Below are 16,326 nucleotides of genomic sequence, written 5' to 3' on the forward strand. Positions count from 1 at the left end.
TTCGACTGTACCGGCGTTCCGCTACACCCTGAGGTATCGGCGGAGCGTCACGAACGAGGCGAGCACACAGATGAACACGCCGATCGCCATCGTGGCCGAGATGACCGAGGCCACGGAGTCCCAGCCCAGAGCGGTGCTGGTGCCCAGGTACTTGGTCAGCGACTCGAAGATGAAGACCTTCGTGACGATCAGCATGACCGCCGCGACGACACCGCCGACCAGGCCGGCGATGACGCCCTCCATGACGAACGGCAACTGGATGTACAGGTTCGAGGCCCCGACCAGGCGCATGATGCCGGTTTCCCGGCGTCTGTTGTAGGCCGACAACCGGACGGTGTTGCCGATCAGCAGAGCGGCGGCGAGCACCAGGACGATGGCCACGATGACGGCGGCCCATCTCAGGGTGTCGAGCATCTCGAAGAACTTGCCGATCAGGTCCTTGTGGTTGATGACCTGGGCGATGCCGGTCTTGCCGGTCAACTGCTGGATGACCGGCTGGTAGTTGTCCGGGTCGTGCAGTTTCACGCGGAACGACTCCGGCATGTCCTCCTGGCGGGCGGCCTGGACGAGCGCCTGGTTGCTGCCGAAGGACTGCTGGAAGTTCTTGAAGGCCGCAGCCTGGTCCTCGAAGATCACATCCTTGACACCCTGGATGCCCTGGATCTCGCCCTTGAGCGTCTCGACCTGGGTCGGCGAAGCTCCCTTGCCCTTACAGGCGGGCATGGCGGAGTCCTTGCTGCACAGGAAGACCGAGATTTCGACCTTGTCGTACCAGAAGGTCTTCATCATGCCGACCTGGGTGTTGATCAACAGGCCGACACCCAGCATCGCCATGCCGACCGCGACCGTGATGATCACCGCGATGGTCATGGTCAGGTTACGGCGGAGGCCGATCCAGACCTCGGAGAAGATGAAGTTCGCCCGCATGTTGTGTCTGTAACTCCTGTCAGTACGCCTGGCCGTAGACGCCACGCGACTGGTCGCGGACGATCTTGCCGTCCTCGAGTTCCACGACCCTCTTGCGCATGGAGTCGACGATGGCCGCGTCGTGCGTGGCCATCACGACCGTCGTACCGGTCCGGTTGATGCGGTCGAGCACCTTCATGATGCCGATGCTCGTCGCGGGGTCGATGTTGCCCGTCGGCTCGTCGGCCAGCAGGATCATGGGCCGGTTGACGAAGGCGCGGGCCATGGCGACACGCTGCTGCTCGCCGCCGGACAGCTCGTCGGGCATGCGGTGCGCCTTGCCTTCGAGGCCGACCAGCTCGATGACTTCCGGGACCACCTTGCGGATGAACCGCCGCGGCTTTCCGATGACCTCGAGCGCGAACGCCACGTTCTCGTAGACGTTCTTGTTCGGGAGCAGCCGGAAGTCCTGGAAGACGCAGCCGATACGGCGGCGCAGGTGCGGCACCTTGAAGTTCGACAGCCGGGCCAGATCCTTGCCTGCGACATGGATCGCACCCGAGTTGGGCCGCTCTTCCTTGAGGATCAGGCGGAGAAAGGTGGACTTGCCTGATCCCGAGGGACCGACGAGGAACACGAACTCGCCCTTGTCCACGTCAACGGAGACGTGGTCGAGAGCGGGCCGGTTCTGGTTCGCGTAGACCTTGGTGACATTATCGAAATGGATCACGAGAGCATCACGGCATGCCAGTCTAGGGGTCAGGACGGAAGCAAGGGTGGCACATGCCCACTTCCCGCCGCGGCCCACCGGGGGCGTCCATCTTTACTGATGATCGACGTTCCGATTGGCCAGAGCACAGTCTAGGGGGAAGACTGGCATGGAACGTCCATAACGGAAACAAAACGATTGTGCGGCTACACTTGGGGCTGACATGAGTTGCGAAGACCTCGTCTGCGCGCGCTGCGCCCATCCGGTCATCGAGGGCCGCTGCGCGCTTTGCCGCGCCAACCGTGAACGGATGCACCAGCACGGATTCGGCGGGCTCTCCCCCGCCGTGATCGTCCTGGTGCTGCTCGTACTGCTGTTTTTCGCCCTGGCGGCCAGGCACCTAGTTGGCGCCTGACTCCTGGCGGCGCATCCAGCGGATCTCCGACTCGATGAACCCGTCGAGGTCGCCGTCGAGCACGGCGGTCGGGTTGCCCGCCTCGGTGCCGGTCCGCAGGTCCTTCACGATCTGGTAGGGGTGCAGCACGTAGTTGCGGATCTGCGTGCCCCATGAGGTGGTCGTGGCGCCGCGCAGCTCCGACATCTTCTCCGCCTCCTCCTGCCGCTTGCGCTCCAGCAGCTTGGCCTGCAGCACCGCCATCGCGGTGGCGCGGTTCTGGAGCTGGGAGCGCTCGTTCTGGCAGGAGACCACGATGCCGCTCGGCAGGTGGGTGATGCGCACCGCCGAGTCGGTGGTGTTGACGCCCTGGCCGCCGGGGCCGCTGGAGCGGTAGACGTCGACGCGGAGCTCGTCCTCGTTGATGTCGATGTGGTCGGTCTGCTCCACCACGGGGACGATGTCCACGCCCGCGAAGGACGTCTGGCGCCGGCCCTGGTTGTCGAAGGGGCTGATGCGGACGAGGCGGTGGGTGCCGTGCTCGCCGCGTAGCGTGCCGTAGGCGTAGGGGGCCTTGACGGTGAAGGTGGCGGACTTGATGCCGGCCTCCTCCGCGTAGGAGGTCTCGTAGACCTCGGTGGAGTAGCCCTTGCGCTCGGCCCAGCGCAGGTACATGCGCAGCAGCATCTCCGCCCAGTCGGCCGCGTCGACGCCGCCGGCCTGGGAGTTGATCGTGATCAGCGCCTCGCGCGCGTCGTACTCGCCCGACAGCAGCGTGCGGACCTCCATCGCGCCCATGTCGGCGCGCAGCGTGGCCAGCTCCTTGTCGGCCTCGGTCCTGGTGTCCTCGTCGCCCTCCTCGGCGGCCAGCTCGTAGAGGACGGTCAGGTCCTCGATGCGCCGGCTGAGGCCCTCGACCCGGTTGAGCTCGCCCTGCAGGTGAGAGAGCTTGCTGGTCACCTTCTGCGCCTTGTCGGGGTCGTCCCACAGATCCGGCGCGGCAACCTGCTCCTCCAGCTCCTCGATCTGCTTGCGCATCGCGTCGAGGTCGAGCACGTCCTGGATGCTCCGGAGCGTGCCCGCGAGCTCGTTGATCTCTTCTGCCGGATCGATGACTGCCACGTCTCCCAAGGGTACGCGACCCTCGCCCGCCCGAATAACATGGCGAGGTGCGTGCTTACGGTCGGCGGAAGGTGCTGGCGCTCGCCGCCGGCCTGCTGGCCGCGGTGGTCGCCTGCTCGGGCTCGCCTGACGCGACGCCCACGAAGGCCGCGAACGTCTCCGGCGGGCCGGTCACCGCCTCGCCCACGACCTCGCCCGAGACGCCGGCCATCACGCCGCAGGAGGCGCGCGAGATCTTCACCGAGATCACCGCGACCGACAACGTGCTGCGCATGGCCGGTGATCTCAGGTTCGACGTCGACCTGACCCGTGACGGGCAGCGCGACCTCACCTCGGCCGCGTTCGAGTCGAGCGACGGCCGTCCGCCGCTGCGCTCGTGGGGGGAGCCGACGATGCTCGTGCCGCGCTTCCCGGCGGACGCGGCCGCGCCGTGGTTCAGCGTGCTGGTGGCGCGCGACGGGCAACCGACCTTCCTCATCTTCGCCAAGTCGTCCGACAAGTGGCGGCTGAGCTCGGCGGCGCGGCTGCTGCCCGGGGAGAAGGCGCCCGAGGTCGAGGTGGACGCGCAGGGCTACGCCACACCGGTGACGCCCGATGACAAGAGCGTGCTGATCGGGCCCAAGTTCATGGCGCCGTTGCATGCCACGGTGGCCGAGGCGGGCTCGGGCGGGGTGGCCGCCGATCTGCTGGCGGCGGGGCCGTACACGACGGAGATCGCGGCGCAGATCGCCACGGACCGGGCGCGCTGGGAGCAGGACGGGTTCACCTACGACTCGATCCTGAGCGCGGGCGAGTACCCGGTGTTCGCGCTGCGCACCAAGGACGGCGGCGCGCTGATCCAGTACACGCTGACCAGGACCTCCACGACCACACCCGCGACGAAGAGCGCGGAGAGCGACGGCATCCCGGTGCCGGACGCCGCGCGGTGGGCGATCTCGGACTCCAAGCTGCGGCGGTCGCTGAAGGTGTCGGAGATCCACCAGTACGCGACGTCCGTCCCGCCCGCGTCCGCCCCCACCCGCGCCGAAGTCATCGCCCACGACGGCGGCGTCACGCGCGCCTCCGGCGACTAGATCCTCCTGCTCAAACCCTTCTTCCGTTACGGCAAGCCAACTGAGCGCCTCCCGACGCCGTGGGTGGCCGCCGATCGTCGGGCGCTTCTCACGTCGGACGTGGCCGCGCGCCGCGACGCCGTACCGTTGACCGATCCCGGGCCCCGAAGCGGGACCCGGGCTCGTCAGCTCAGCCCGCGTGGGGCAGGTTGCTGGCGCTGACCAGCGTGCGGATGGCGCGCAGGGCGACCGACAGCGTGGCGAGGTCGAAGTTGTCGCTCTCCCAGATCTCCGACAGCGTCTGCCTGGCCCGGCCGACCGCCGCCGAGTTCGACTCCGACCAGCGGGCCAGCCGCTCCTCCGGAGAGGCGCCCGGCGCCGTGTGGGCCAGGACGTCGCGGGTGAGAGAGGCGTGGGCGGCGTACAGGTCGTCGCGGAGGGCGGAGCGGGCCATGGCGTTCCACCGGTTGTCGCGGGGCAGCGCGATGACGCGTTCGCGTAGCTGGGCGAGCTGGAGCCGGTCGGCCAGGTCAAAGTAAACCTCGGCCACCTCGTTGACCGGCCGGTCCGTCAGCGAGCTGACCTCGACCAGGTCGAACGTGGAGTAGGCGGGCACCATCGCGGCCACCCGCTCGGCCAGCTCCAGCGGCACCCCGCGGGCCACGAACGCGTCCCTGCGCTCCTCGAACGCGGCCAGGTCGGGGCCGGTGAGCATCTTGGGGATGTGCGAGAGCAGCCCGTTGACGCCCTTGACGAAGAAGCTCACGGCGCCGGACAGGTCCATCGGCGGGCGGCGGTTGTTGAGCAGCCACCGGGTGCCGCGCTCGGCGAGCTTGCGCGCCTCCAGCAGCATGGCGATCTGCGTGGAGGTGTCCACCTTGTTGTCGAGCGACTCGACCTGGCGGTAGAAGCTGGCCAGGTCGAAGACCTCGCGGGTGACCAGCCAGGCCCGCACGATGTCGGGCGTGGAGGCGCCGGTCTCCTCGCCGAGGCGGAACATGACCGTGGTGCCCGCCGAGTTGACCAGCTCGTTCACCACGCAGGTGGTGATGATCTCGCGGCGCAGCGGGTGCGCGTCCATGTAGGAGCGGAAGCGCTCGCGCAGCGCCGACGGGAAGTACGACACCAGCCAGGGGGCCAGCGCGGGGTCGTCGGGCAGGTCGGAGCCGAGCAGTTCGGCGTCGACCACGAGCTTGGTGTAGGCGAGCATGACCGAGAACTCCGGCGCGGTCAGGCCGAGCCTGGCCTGGCGGCGTTCGGCGAGTTGCTTGTCCGACGGCAGGAACTCCAGCTCGCGGCTGACGAGTCCCTCGCGCTCCAGCTTGCGCAGGTAGCGGGCGTGGATGTGGAGCATCTCCGGCCCCTGGGCGCGGGCCGCGGCCAGGACCACGTTCTGGTTGTAGTTGTCGCGCAGGACCAGGTCGGCGACCTCGTCGGTCATCGAGGTGAAGACCTGGTTGCGCTGCTTGTCGGTCAGCTCGCCGTCGCGTACGACCTGGTCGAGCAGGATCTTGATGTTGACCTCGTGGTCGGAGGTGTCGACTCCGGCGGAGTTGTCGATGAAGTCGGTGTTGACCAGGCCGCCGTTGAGCGCGAACTCGATGCGGGCGAGCTGGGTGAAGCCCAGGTTGCCGCCCTCGCCGATGACCTTGCAGCGCAGCTCGGCGGCGTTGACCCGCAGCCCGTCGTTGGCCTTGTCGCCGACGTCGGCGTTGGACTCGGCGACGGCCTTGACGTAGGTGCCGATGCCGCCGTTCCACAGCAGGTCGACGGGGGCCTTGAGGATGGCGCTGATCAGCTCGTTGGGCGTCATCGAGGTGATGCCGTCCGCGATGCCCAGCGCCTGCCGGATCTGCGGGGTGAGCTGCACGGACTTGGCGGTGCGCGGGAAGACGCCGCCGCCGGCCGAGATCAGGTCGGCGTCGTAGTCGGCCCAGGAGCTGCGCGGCAGCTCGAACAGCCGGCGCCGCTCGGCGTAGGAGCGGGCCGCGTCGGGGTCGGGGTCGATGAAGATGTGCCGGTGGTCGAAGGCGGCCACGAGCCTGATGTGCTGGGACAGCAGCATGCCGTTGCCGAAGACGTCGCCGGACATGTCGCCGATGCCGGCCACGGTGAAGTCGGTGCGCTGGATGTCCACGCCGGTGGTGCGGAAGTGGTACTTCACCGACTCCCAGGCGCCGCGTGCCGTGATGCCCATGGCCTTGTGGTCGTAGCCGACGGACCCGCCTGAGGCGAACGCGTCGCCGAGCCAAAACCCGTACTCCTTGGCGACGCTGTTGGCGATGTCGGAGAACGTCGCGGTGCCCTTGTCGGCGGCGACGACCAGGTAGGTGTCGTCGCCGTCGTGCCTGACGGTGTCGGGCGGCGGCACGACCTTGCCGTCCACCAGGTTGTCGGTGACGTCGAGCAGGCCGGAGATGAACGTGCGGTAGCAGTCGATGCCCTCGGCCATCAACTCCTCCCTGCCGCCGCCGGCCGGCGGGCGCTTGACCACGAATCCGCCCTTGGAGCCCGTGGGCACGATGACGGTGTTCTTCACCATCTGCGCCTTGACCAGGCCGAGGATCTCGGTCCTGAAGTCCTCCATGCGGTCCGACCAGCGCAGGCCGCCACGCGCGACCTTGCCGAAGCGCAGGTGCACGCCCTCGACCCGCGGCGAGTAGACGAAGATCTCGTACTTCGGCCGGGGCAGCGGGAGCACGCTGATCGCCAGCGGGTCGAACTTCAGCGAGATGTACGGCTTGCGCTGCCCGTCGGCCCCGGTCTGGAAGTAGTTCGTGCGCAGGGTGGCCTGGATCATCTCCAGGTAGGCGCGCAGGATGCGGTCCTCGTCGAGCGAGGCCACCTCGTCCAGCGCGCCCAGGATCTCCTCGGTGAGCGCCTCGACCAGGTCGGCGCGGACCTCGTCGGAGCGCCTCGGGTCGAGCCTGGCCTCGAACAGGCGGACCAGGAGCCTGGCAAGCCGTACGTTGCCGCCGAGCACGCGCTCCATGTAGCGCTGGCTGAAGGTGGTGCCGGCCTGGCGCAGGTACTTGGCGTAGACGCGCAGGATCTCGACCTGCTCCCAGGTGAGCCCCGCCGACAGCACGAGCGCGTTGAAGTTGTCGGCCTGGATCTCGCCCTTCCACAGCGCCGACAGCGCGTCCTGGAACAGGCGCTTGAAGTCGTTGCGGTCGACCTCGGCCGAGGGCGTGTAGTGCAGCCCGAAGTCGTAGATCCAGGCGTTCTTGGTGGCCGGGTCGTTGTCCCTGTCCACCTCGTACGGCCGCTCGTCGACCACCTCGACGCCGAGGCGCTGGATGAGCGGGAGCACCTTGGACAGGGAGATCGGGGCGCCGAGCTTGTAGATCTTGAGCCGGCGCTCGCCCTCCGCGGCGTCGTAGGGCTCGTAGAGGTTGATGCCGACCTCGTCGGTGGCGCCGACGAGCTGCTCCAGCCTGCGCAGGTCGACGACGGCCATCTTCGGCGGGAAGTCGGCCTTGTACCCCTCGGGGAAGGCGGACTGGTAGCGCCGGATGAGGCCGGGCGCCTCCTCCTCCGAGGTCATCTCGGACAGGGCGGTGGCCAGGTCGTCCTCCCAGGAGCGGGTGATCGCGGCCAGCCGCGACTCCAGCTCCTCCAGGTCCACGCGGGGCGGCGGCAACTGCTTGCCGCGCTCCCCCCGCACGACCACGTGCAGGCGGGCCAGCGCGGACTCGCCGATCATCGCGCTGTAGTCGAGCGTGCTGCCGCCGAGGGCCTTGAGCAGGAGCTCCTGCATCTTGAGCCGGACCTTGGTGGTGTAGCGGTCGCGCGGCAGGTAGATGAGGCAGGAGATGTAGCGGCCGTAGTCGTCGCGCCGCAGGAACAGCCTGACCTGCTTGCGCTCGCGCAGCCGCAGCACGCCCATCGCGATCGGGACGAGCTGCTCGACCGAGGTCTGGAACAGCTCGTCACGCGGGAAGGTCTCCAGGATCTCGATGAGGTCCTTGCCGTCGTGGCTGTCGGCGGCCAGGCCCGCCTGCTCCAGCACGTCGGCGAGCTTGCGGCGCAGCACCGGGATGCGCGAGATCGACTCGTTGTACGCCACGTGCGTGAACAGGCCGAGGAAACGGCGCTCGCCGACCACCTCGCCGTCGGGCGAGAACAGCTTGACCCCGATGTAGTCGAGGTAGGCGGCCCGGTGCACGGTCGCCCGCGAGTTGGCCTTGGTGATGATGAGCAACTGCTTCTCGCGGGCCTTGGCGCGTACCTCGGCGGGCAGCGCGGAGAAGCTCTCCGAGCCCACCTTGTCGTCGCGCAGGATGCCCAGCGCCGCGCCCGGCAGCGAGCGCAGCGCCTCGCCCTCGTCGGTGTCCTCCAGGCGGTACTCGCGGTAGCCGAGGAAGGTGAAGTGCCCGTCGGCGAGCCAGCGCAGCAGGTCGAGGCTGTCCTCGACCTCGGCAGGCTCCAGCGGCGGCGGGTTGAGCGTGAGGTCCTCCGCGGTCTGCACGGCCAGCGCCCGCATCTTGGCGAAGTCCTCGACCGCGTGGCGCACGTCGGCCAGGACGCGCTGGAGGTCGGCTTCGAGCCGCTTGAGCACCTCGGGGTCGGCCTGGCGGTCGATCTCGATGTGGATCCACGACTCGACCAGCATCTGCCCGGTCGCGTCCTCCTGGCCGCGGCCGAGCATCTTGCCGGTCATGTCGCGGCGCACCCGCATCTGCGGGTGGACGACCAGGTGGATGCCGATGTCGAGGCGGTCCAGCTCCATCGTCACCGAGTCCACCAGGAACGGCATGTCGTCGGTCACGACCTCGACCACCGAGTGCCCGGGGTCCCAGCCGTTGTCCTCCAAGGTGGGCGTGAACGCCCTGACCACCGCCCTGCCCTGCGGTCGCACCTCGGCAAGCTGCTTGTGCGACATCGCCGGGCCGTACACGTCAATGGGGTTGCGGTCGAGCAGGTCCTCCGGGGCGACATGCCGGTAGTAGACGCGCAGGAAGGCCAGCGCCTCCTCGGGGGTCACGTGGTCGTTTCCTGCGGCGCATCTCTGGGCGGCTCGCTGGAGCAGCTCATCCTTGGCCTCGTCGAGCGGCATCTCGCTCTCACTCCTTTGTGAGGGTTCGCCAAACGTCACCTGGTTGTTCATAGCCAGGCTCTCAGTTCCCACAGCAGGGGGAAGTAGTGCAGGCGCGTCCTGCCTCGCAGGTAGGGCGCGCCGGTCGAGCCACCGGTGCCGGACTTGGTGCCGATCTGGCGCTCGACCATCTGGACGTGCCGCATCCGCCAGAGCTGAGCGGTCTCGTCGTGGGTCAGCAGGTCTTCGGCCAGTTGCCACAGGTCGTCGTGCGACCGGCGGTCCCTCGCCACGGCCAGCAGCGAATCCATGATCTCCGCGTCGGAGACCGGCAGATCACGCTGGGAGAGGGCGGTGAGATAAGCATCCCACAGCGTGGGTTCGTCGAGCCGCCTGCGCAGCCTGGCGAGTTCTTCCTCGCTGGCGTGCCTGAGGCGGTCGAGATAGCGGGGGTCCTTGGCGCCGGACAGGAACTCCAGCTCCCGGAACTGCACCGACTGGAATCCGCTGGCCGGCGACAGCTTCGAGCGGAACGCCAGGAAGTCCTGGGGCGTCATCGTCTCCAGGACGTCGACCTGCTGGACGAGCACCCGCTCGACCGCGTGCACCCGCTGGAAGACGTGCCTGGCCTGCCACAGCTCGCCGTTGAACATGGCCGCGCGGGCCGCCTCCAGCTCGTGCAGGAGCAGCTTGAACCACAGCTCGTAGACCTGGTGGACGGTGATGAACAGCAGCTCGTCGGGGGCCTGCGACTGGGGTTGCTGCTGTGCGAGCAGGTCCGTCAGGCGCAGATAGCCGCCATAGGAGAGCTGCCCGCCCTCTTCGCCGAACCGCCTGTCTGGGGGGTCAGCGTTGAACCCCACCGGGCACCTCCCCCAACTTCTACCGGCCCTACCGATACCACCTCAAAAGGAACCTCTACGTCAATGCGAGTCTTCCGAGGCGGTGGGGGAATGCTTGAGTTCGTCCAGCAGCTCGGGAACCTCGTTCAGCTCCACGAGCTCTGCCTGACAGTCCTGGCAGGTCTCGAGGTGGCGCTCGAACGCCTCGTGCTCCTCTTCGTCAAGGACACCGAGGGCATAAGCCGCCACCTCGTGGTGCATCAGCCCGCCGCCCCCTTCTCACGCAGAAGTTCGCGCAGTGCCCTGATCCCGTAGTACAGCCGGGACTTGACAGTGCCGGGCGGGATCCCCAGAATCTCCGCCGCTTCACTTATCGTACGGTCCCGTAGGTAGGTCTGTTCAATGACTTCGCGGTGTTCGTCCGACAGAGCGCGCATCGCGTCGGCGACGACGATCGCCGACAGCGCCCGATCGGAGGCGTCGGGCACGGCGACGGTATCCACCTCCGGGGGTTCTACCTCCTGTGGCCGGGCGCTACGGCGGCGGCGCCCGTCGATCACTATGCGGCGGGCCACCGTCAGCAGCCACGCCCAGATGAGGCTGGGTTCCCATTGCAGTCTCGCCGAGTTCCGCCAGGCACGGACGATCGTCTCCTGGACGACGTCCTCCGCCCATTGGAGGTCGTTTCCGGTCGCCTTGCGCACGTGGCGCAGGAGCGGGCCGCGAAACTCCTGGTAGAGCACCAAGATGCGATGCTCCTCGTCGGCGTCTGTACCGTCGAAGTGAGCTAGCACGGCCCACATCTTTACACCTTCGTTACCACTTCGGTAGTCACTCCGATAACTCCAGTCAATTCTGACTATCTCCCCCTAATAGGTGAACCGGCCCCCGCAAGCCCGCGTATCCCCGACCATGCGTAGGTTTCGCCGCCGATTGGGGGCGGGAGAGTTCTTCATGCTCGGCTCGTTCGCCGTGGCGGCCGTGGTGACGGTCCTGCTGGTGCTGCCTCCCGGCAGCACGACGGCGCAGGCGGGCTGGACGATGACGGATTCCGGCCCGCTCGGGCCCGCCGACCGCGATCTCCTGATCAAGGTACGGCAGGCCGGACTCTGGGAGATCCCCACCAGCCAGCAGGCCCAGCAACGCGGCCAGAGCGCCCGGCTCAAGGAGGTCGCCGGGCACATCATCGAGGACCACCTCAAGCTCGACGTCGAGGTCAGGGCCGTGGCCGCGGAGCTCGACGTCGCGCTGCCCAGCACCGCCTCGGCCGACCAGCAGACCTGGATGGCGCAGATCTCCGCCGCCTCGGCCGCCGACTACGACCGCGAGTACACCAACCTGCTGCGCCAGGCGCACGGCAAGGTCTTCTCGGTCGTGGCGGCCGTCCGGGCGGGAACGCGCAACGACGAGGTCAGGAAGTTCGCCGCCAAGGCGAACGCCGCGGTGCTCAGGCACATGACGCTGCTGGAGTCGATCGGCCTGGTCAACTACTCCGACCTGCCCGAACCCCCGGCACCGCGCTAACCCGAAGGAGAGATGCGATGAGCAGATCCAAACCCGTGGCTGCGGCCGTGTCCGCGCTGGCCCTGGTGGCCGGCGGGCTGGTGTCCGCGGCCGTCATCGGCGTGGTCCCCGCGCGAGCCGACCACTGCGATCCGGCCGAGCAGGGCCGCCAGCAGTCCCAGAACCGGCAGGCCGACGAGCAGAATCCGGCCGACCAGAACCGCCAAGGCGACCAGAACCAGCAAGGCGACCAAAATCAGCAAGGGGACCAGAACCAGCAGGGCGACCAGAACCAGCAGGGCGACCAGAACGGTCAGGGCGACCCGCAGAACGATCCCCAGAACGACCCGCAGAACAATCCGCAGAACGACCCTCAGGGCGACCAGGGCGCTCCGCAGGACGACCTCGGCTCCGGTGGCGGGATCGCTCCCCCTGCCCTGTCGCCGGATCCCGAGCAGGCGGACAGCCGTACCCGATCACGGGAGCCCAGCAGGGCGCCCACCCGCACCCCGTCACAGAACCCCAGCCAGGACCCCAGCCAGGATCCCTCCCAGGACCCCTCCCAGGACCCCGGCGACGACCCGTCGCAGGAGCCGTCGCCCTCGCCCAGCCAGGACGAGGAGGAGGAGTGCGCGGACCTGGGCCCGTTCGTGGCGGACTTCATCGACATCAGGCGGGTCAGGCCGAACTCCCGCGGCAACCTGCTGCAGGCCAGGGGCTCGTTCGTGTCCGCCTGCGGCACCAACGGCAACGGCCACAACAATCCCGACAACTTCATCGTCGCGCCCGGTGTCCGCAACGGCGCCCACCACCTGCACGACTACGTGGGCAACCTGTCCACGGACGCCTTCTCCACCGACGAGAGCCTCGCCGCCGCCGGCACCACCTGCCGCCTGGGCGACAAATCCACATATTTCTGGCCGGTGCTCCGCGACCGCAAGGTCGACGACAACGCCGGCGACCCGGACGGCAACGTCGGCCGCGTGCTGCGCCCCCGCTCGGTCACGCTGCAGTTCCGCGCCGCCACCAGGAGCCGGGTGGTCGCGATGCCCAGGTTCCTCAGGCTGATCACCGGTGACGCCAAGGCCGCCACGAACGGCGGCGCCAACGCCCGAGCCCAGTGGACCTGCACCGGGTTCACCAACCGGATCACCACCCAGTACCCGCTGTGCCCGCGCTTCAGCCAGGTCGTACGCGTCCTGGACTTCCCGAGCTGCTGGGACGGCCAGAACACCGACAGCGCCAACCACCGCACGCACGTCGTCTTCCCCGGCCAGGGCGGCTGTCCCCAGGGCACCAGGGCCGTGCCCCAGCTACGGATGGTCCTGACGTACAACGTGCCGCAGGGCCCCTCCTACGCCCTCGACGCCTTCCCCGAACAGAAGCACAACCCGGTCACCGACCACGCGGACTTCGCCAACGTGATGCCTGACCGGCTGATGGCCTTCGCCGTCAACTGCATCAACCGCGGGCGCCGCTGCTAGCGCCCCGGCGGCGGCGCTCCCCCGAGTCGCACCCTCAACCGACCCTGGGAGGAACGCATGCTCCACCGACGAAATCCCCGGCACGCGCCGTCCAAACTGGACACGCGACCGGTCCGCCTCGGCCTGACGGCCGGGATCACCGCGCTGCTTCTGTCCTGCTACGCGCTGGCCAGATCGCCCCGCGGACTGGAACTGCTGGGCTTCCTCGATTTCTACGTCGGCGTGATCGCCCTGGTGACGCTGACCGCGACCGTGGCCCTCGGCCTCATCGCCACCGAGCGGGTCTTCCTGTCCGCCCGCCATCGCGTGTACGCGCAGTTCGCCCACCGGATCGTGGCCATGGCCGGGATGGCGGCGCTGGCCACGCACGTCGCCATGAAGATCGAACGGCCGCCGGTGCTCGGCGCCGTGGCGGCCGGGCTGCTCGTCATCTCCGCTACCAGCGGGCTGCTGCGCGGCATGTTCGCCGGGTCCCCGCAGCCGTGGATCTGGCGCTCGCTGCACGCCTGCGCGTACCTGGCCTGGCCCATCGCGGTCCTGCACGGGCTGACCGCCGGGCGGCCGCCGACGGCGTGGGTCACCTGGTCGTACGTGGCGTGCCTGGCGGCCGTGGGCGCCGCCTTGCTGGTGCGGGTGGTGGCCACGATCGTACGGCCGCCGGCCGTACCTGAACCCGTCGAGGCGCCGGAAGCGGTGCCGCAGACGCGCACCGAACCCCAGGTCCCCGAGGCGCCCGTCAGCCTCGACGCCGCTCGCCGGAAGTTCCGGGCGGCGGGCTGAGAAAGGAGTCCCACCGATGATTCCGCACAGGGTGCCGCGTGTTCAGCGGCTCGGACCCGCCAGGATCACCGCCGGCCTCGACCACTGCCGGCGGCTCGACCTGCCCGCCCACCGCACCGTCCACGGCACGCCCGCCCCGCGCGACCTCGAAACCCTCCTCGCCCAGGTCGAGGAGGTCGATCTGCGCGGGCGGGGCGGCGCCGCCTTCCCGTTCGCGCGCAAGATGCGGGCCGTCGCCGAGGCGGCCGGGGCGCGCGAGAGCGTCGTGCTGGTCAACGCCGTGGAGGGCGAGCCGGCCAGCTCCAAGGACGCGATGCTGCTCGTGCGCACGCCGCACCTGGTGCTCGACGGCGCGGTGCTGGCCGCCGAGGCGCTGCACGCCCGCGAGGTGGTGATCGCCACCGTCGAGGGCGAGGTCGGCGAGGGCTCCATGGCCGCGGCGGTGGCCGAACGCAAGGCCGCCGCCGTCGCGGGAGCCGAGGAGAGCCACCTGCGCATCAGGGTGGTCGGGTTGCCGGAGCGGTTCATCTCCGGAGAGGGCGGGGCGCTGGTGCGCGGGGTGAACGGCCTCGAAGCCACGCCGCCGGGACGCAAGAAGCGGGCCAGCAACTCCGGCGTGAACGGGTTACCGACGCTGCTGTCCAACGCCGAGACGTTCGCGCAGGTGGCCCTGCTGGCCGAGCTGGGCACGCAGGCCTACGCCGACGCCGGCACCTCCCGCGAGCCCGGCACCCTGCTGCTCACCGTGAGCGGCGGCGCCGCGTCCGAGTCCGTCGTCGAGGTGGCCGCCGGCATGCCCCTGTCGACCGTCTTGGACCTGTGCGACGCCGAACCCGGCGACGGCGTCCTGGTCGGCGGCTACCACGGCGCCTGGCTCGACCCCGCCGCCGCCGCGGCGGCCAGCGTGTCCCGCGAGGGCATGAAACTGGCCGGAGGCGAGCTCGGGGCCGGGATCGTGGTCCCGATAGGCACCGCCACCTGCCCGTTGGGCGAGGCCGCCCGCGTGGCTTCGTACCTGTCCGCCCAGTCCTCGGGTCAGTGCGGCCCGTGCCGCCTCGGCCTGCCCGACGTGGCGCGCACCCTGGGCTCGCTGACGTCCGGCTCGGGGTCTCCTGATGCGGTACGGCGGGCCGTACGCGCGATCGAGAGACGCGGCGCCTGCTTCCACCCCGACGGAACGGCCCGCTTCATCCTCTCGGCCCTGGACGTGTTCGCCGACGACATCGCCGCCCACCAGGACGCCGGCACCTGCGGCCGCCCGGTCCGCGGCGTCCTCCCGTTACCGGACGCGGCCCCGGAACCCGAATACCGCCTGGACGTCGACTGGACCCGCTGCCAGGGCCACGGCCTGTGCGCCCACCTGCTCCCCGAGTTCGTGGACCTGGACGACTTCGGCTACCCAAGCTTCCGCCCGGTGCCCGAATGGATGCTGAAGGAGGCCAAACGAACAGTAGGCATGTGCCCCGCCCTCGCCCTCCGCCTCGCCTGACCACCCGGAAGTTTGCGTCGTGGGAGGTGATTCTTCCACCGCCGCAACCGGTGGAGACCACGCGCTCGCGAGCGACCCCGCATCATCGCTTCGACGAGAAGCGGGCAGATGAGGAGTGGACTTGCACGGCGCAACGGTGAAGCTCGTGGTGATAGGGATTCTCGTGATCGGCACGGCTCCGGAAAGCTGCCGTGGCAGCACGACCGATCCGCCGCGCACCAGCGCGGACGGCTGCTTTCAAGAGGTGGCGATCGAGGGTGTCCGCTTCGGCAGCGCGGCTCCCAGGGTGCGGGTGCAGGTGTATCAGACCTGCACCACACCGGATGTGATCGCCACGCAGCTCACGCGCGTTCAGGTGTCGTACAAGGCGAGCCGGTTCGGCGGGGAGTGGCTGAAAGCCGGGTACGAGCAGTTTCACGAGCCGCCGGGACGCGAGCACGTCTACTCGTATGCGCTGTCGCCGTGCAAGTCGGGGCGCTACAGGGTGGAGGTGGCGCAGGCGGGGACGTTCGACACGGGCAAGGAGTTCCGTGCGACCGATGAACAGACCACGTCGGTGAACTGCGAGGACGCCAGGGACATCGCGTAGGCGGATCAGAAGAGCCAGAGTCGGCGGCGGCGCCGGCGGCGAAGTTCGCGTTGTTCCTCGATCCGCTTCAGGAACTTGGCTTCGCCGTCGGGGTCGCCGCCGAACTGGCAGCGTACCGATCCTGAACCGTGCGGGATCACGCCGATCGCCCAATGTCCGGCCGCGTCCGGTGCGGCCTGGGTGATGTTGAGAGTGGTGTACGCCGGCTCGGTCGTGAGGTCGGCTTCTTCGCCCGGCCAGACTCCCCAACCAGAGCGCCACCACGCCACGGTCCACACCTGGTCAGCCATGCCTTCGATGATACGACCGGGACCTGCCGCGGATCGGGGGTGTTGCTCAGGTCCGGGCCATGTGCGAAAACCACGGCAACCCGACCTACCCGGACGCGCATCGGGCCTCAGGGCGGGGGCAGGCCGCG

Annotated in this window: 15 protein-coding genes; 7 read left to right on the forward strand and 8 right to left on the reverse strand. The window is 69.1% G+C overall.

What is annotated here, in order from left to right:
• Window positions 1–21: 21 nt before the first annotated feature.
• Both ftsX and ftsE read right to left on the reverse strand, forming a co-directional pair.
• Window positions 22–927: a permease-like cell division protein FtsX gene (ftsX, locus tag ACIBEJ_RS15330; RefSeq protein ID WP_397183348.1), complete on the reverse strand. Its 906-nt coding sequence runs from the start codon at window positions 925–927 to the stop codon at window positions 22–24.
• A 19-nt stretch (window positions 928–946) separates the two neighbouring features.
• The gene (ftsE, locus tag ACIBEJ_RS15335) at window positions 947–1,636 is read right to left on the reverse strand and encodes a cell division ATP-binding protein FtsE (RefSeq protein WP_091079803.1); all 690 of its coding nucleotides are present in this window, start codon (window positions 1,634–1,636) and stop codon (window positions 947–949) included.
• A 202-nt stretch (window positions 1,637–1,838) separates the two neighbouring features.
• Between ftsE and ACIBEJ_RS15340 the strand changes: the two genes are divergently transcribed.
• Window positions 1,839–2,030, forward strand: coding sequence for a hypothetical protein (locus tag ACIBEJ_RS15340; protein ID WP_397183349.1), 192 nt, complete (start codon window positions 1,839–1,841; stop codon window positions 2,028–2,030).
• On the opposite strand, the gene prfB is transcribed toward ACIBEJ_RS15340, so the two are convergent.
• On the reverse strand, window positions 2,016–3,131 hold the full coding sequence (gene prfB, locus ACIBEJ_RS15345; RefSeq protein WP_397183350.1) for a peptide chain release factor 2: 1,116 nt from the start codon (window positions 3,129–3,131) through the stop codon (window positions 2,016–2,018). The genes ACIBEJ_RS15340 and prfB overlap by 15 nt on opposite strands.
• Window positions 3,132–3,178: 47 nt before the next feature.
• On the opposite strand from prfB, the gene ACIBEJ_RS15350 reads away from it, so the two are divergent.
• Complete coding sequence (locus ACIBEJ_RS15350) at window positions 3,179–4,204, forward strand: hypothetical protein (protein ID WP_397183351.1); 1,026 nt, start codon at window positions 3,179–3,181, stop codon at window positions 4,202–4,204.
• A 169-nt stretch (window positions 4,205–4,373) separates the two neighbouring features.
• Here ACIBEJ_RS15350 and ACIBEJ_RS15355 read toward each other — a convergent pair whose 3' ends face one another.
• From ACIBEJ_RS15355 to ACIBEJ_RS15370, 4 genes are read right to left on the reverse strand one after another with little or no spacing between them, the layout of a single operon-like run.
• The gene (locus tag ACIBEJ_RS15355) at window positions 4,374–9,242 is read right to left on the reverse strand and encodes an NAD-glutamate dehydrogenase (protein WP_397183352.1); all 4,869 of its coding nucleotides are present in this window, start codon (window positions 9,240–9,242) and stop codon (window positions 4,374–4,376) included.
• Between the two features lie 47 nt (window positions 9,243–9,289).
• On the reverse strand, window positions 9,290–10,084 hold the full coding sequence (locus ACIBEJ_RS15360) for a tryptophan 2,3-dioxygenase (protein WP_397183353.1): 795 nt from the start codon (window positions 10,082–10,084) through the stop codon (window positions 9,290–9,292).
• A 60-nt stretch (window positions 10,085–10,144) separates the two neighbouring features.
• Window positions 10,145–10,324: a zf-HC2 domain-containing protein gene (locus ACIBEJ_RS15365; RefSeq protein ID WP_397183354.1), complete on the reverse strand. Its 180-nt coding sequence runs from the start codon at window positions 10,322–10,324 to the stop codon at window positions 10,145–10,147.
• A complete protein-coding gene (locus ACIBEJ_RS15370) occupies window positions 10,324–10,866 on the reverse strand; it encodes a sigma-70 family RNA polymerase sigma factor (protein WP_397183355.1) in 543 nt (180 codons plus the stop codon). The genes ACIBEJ_RS15365 and ACIBEJ_RS15370 overlap by 1 nt, the downstream gene beginning before the upstream one ends.
• A gap of 109 nt (window positions 10,867–10,975) precedes the next feature.
• On the opposite strand from ACIBEJ_RS15370, the gene ACIBEJ_RS15375 reads away from it, so the two are divergent.
• From ACIBEJ_RS15375 to ACIBEJ_RS15395, 5 genes are all read left to right on the forward strand, one after another.
• Complete coding sequence (locus tag ACIBEJ_RS15375) at window positions 10,976–11,587, forward strand: DUF4142 domain-containing protein (RefSeq protein ID WP_397093965.1); 612 nt, start codon at window positions 10,976–10,978, stop codon at window positions 11,585–11,587.
• A 17-nt stretch (window positions 11,588–11,604) separates the two neighbouring features.
• The gene (locus ACIBEJ_RS15380) at window positions 11,605–13,050 is read left to right on the forward strand and encodes a DUF1996 domain-containing protein (RefSeq protein ID WP_397183356.1); all 1,446 of its coding nucleotides are present in this window, start codon (window positions 11,605–11,607) and stop codon (window positions 13,048–13,050) included.
• Between the two features lie 57 nt (window positions 13,051–13,107).
• Window positions 13,108–13,830 (forward strand): hypothetical protein, encoded by a 723-nt coding sequence (locus ACIBEJ_RS15385; RefSeq protein ID WP_397183357.1) that lies wholly within the window; start codon window positions 13,108–13,110, stop codon window positions 13,828–13,830.
• Between the two features lie 16 nt (window positions 13,831–13,846).
• Entirely contained in the window at window positions 13,847–15,319 is a 1,473-nt protein-coding gene (locus tag ACIBEJ_RS15390; protein ID WP_397183358.1) for an NADH-ubiquinone oxidoreductase-F iron-sulfur binding region domain-containing protein, read from the forward strand.
• Between the two features lie 121 nt (window positions 15,320–15,440).
• Window positions 15,441–15,908: a hypothetical protein gene (locus ACIBEJ_RS15395; protein ID WP_397183359.1), complete on the forward strand. Its 468-nt coding sequence runs from the start codon at window positions 15,441–15,443 to the stop codon at window positions 15,906–15,908.
• Window positions 15,909–15,913: 5 nt separating this feature from the next.
• Here ACIBEJ_RS15395 and ACIBEJ_RS15400 read toward each other — a convergent pair whose 3' ends face one another.
• Window positions 15,914–16,198, reverse strand: a complete 285-nt coding sequence (locus ACIBEJ_RS15400) for a hypothetical protein (RefSeq protein ID WP_397183360.1) — start codon at window positions 16,196–16,198, stop codon at window positions 15,914–15,916.
• Window positions 16,199–16,326 lie beyond the last annotated feature (128 nt).

The organism is Nonomuraea sp. NPDC050790, assembly GCF_044456745.1.
Classification (GTDB): domain Bacteria; phylum Actinomycetota; class Actinomycetes; order Streptosporangiales; family Streptosporangiaceae; genus Nonomuraea.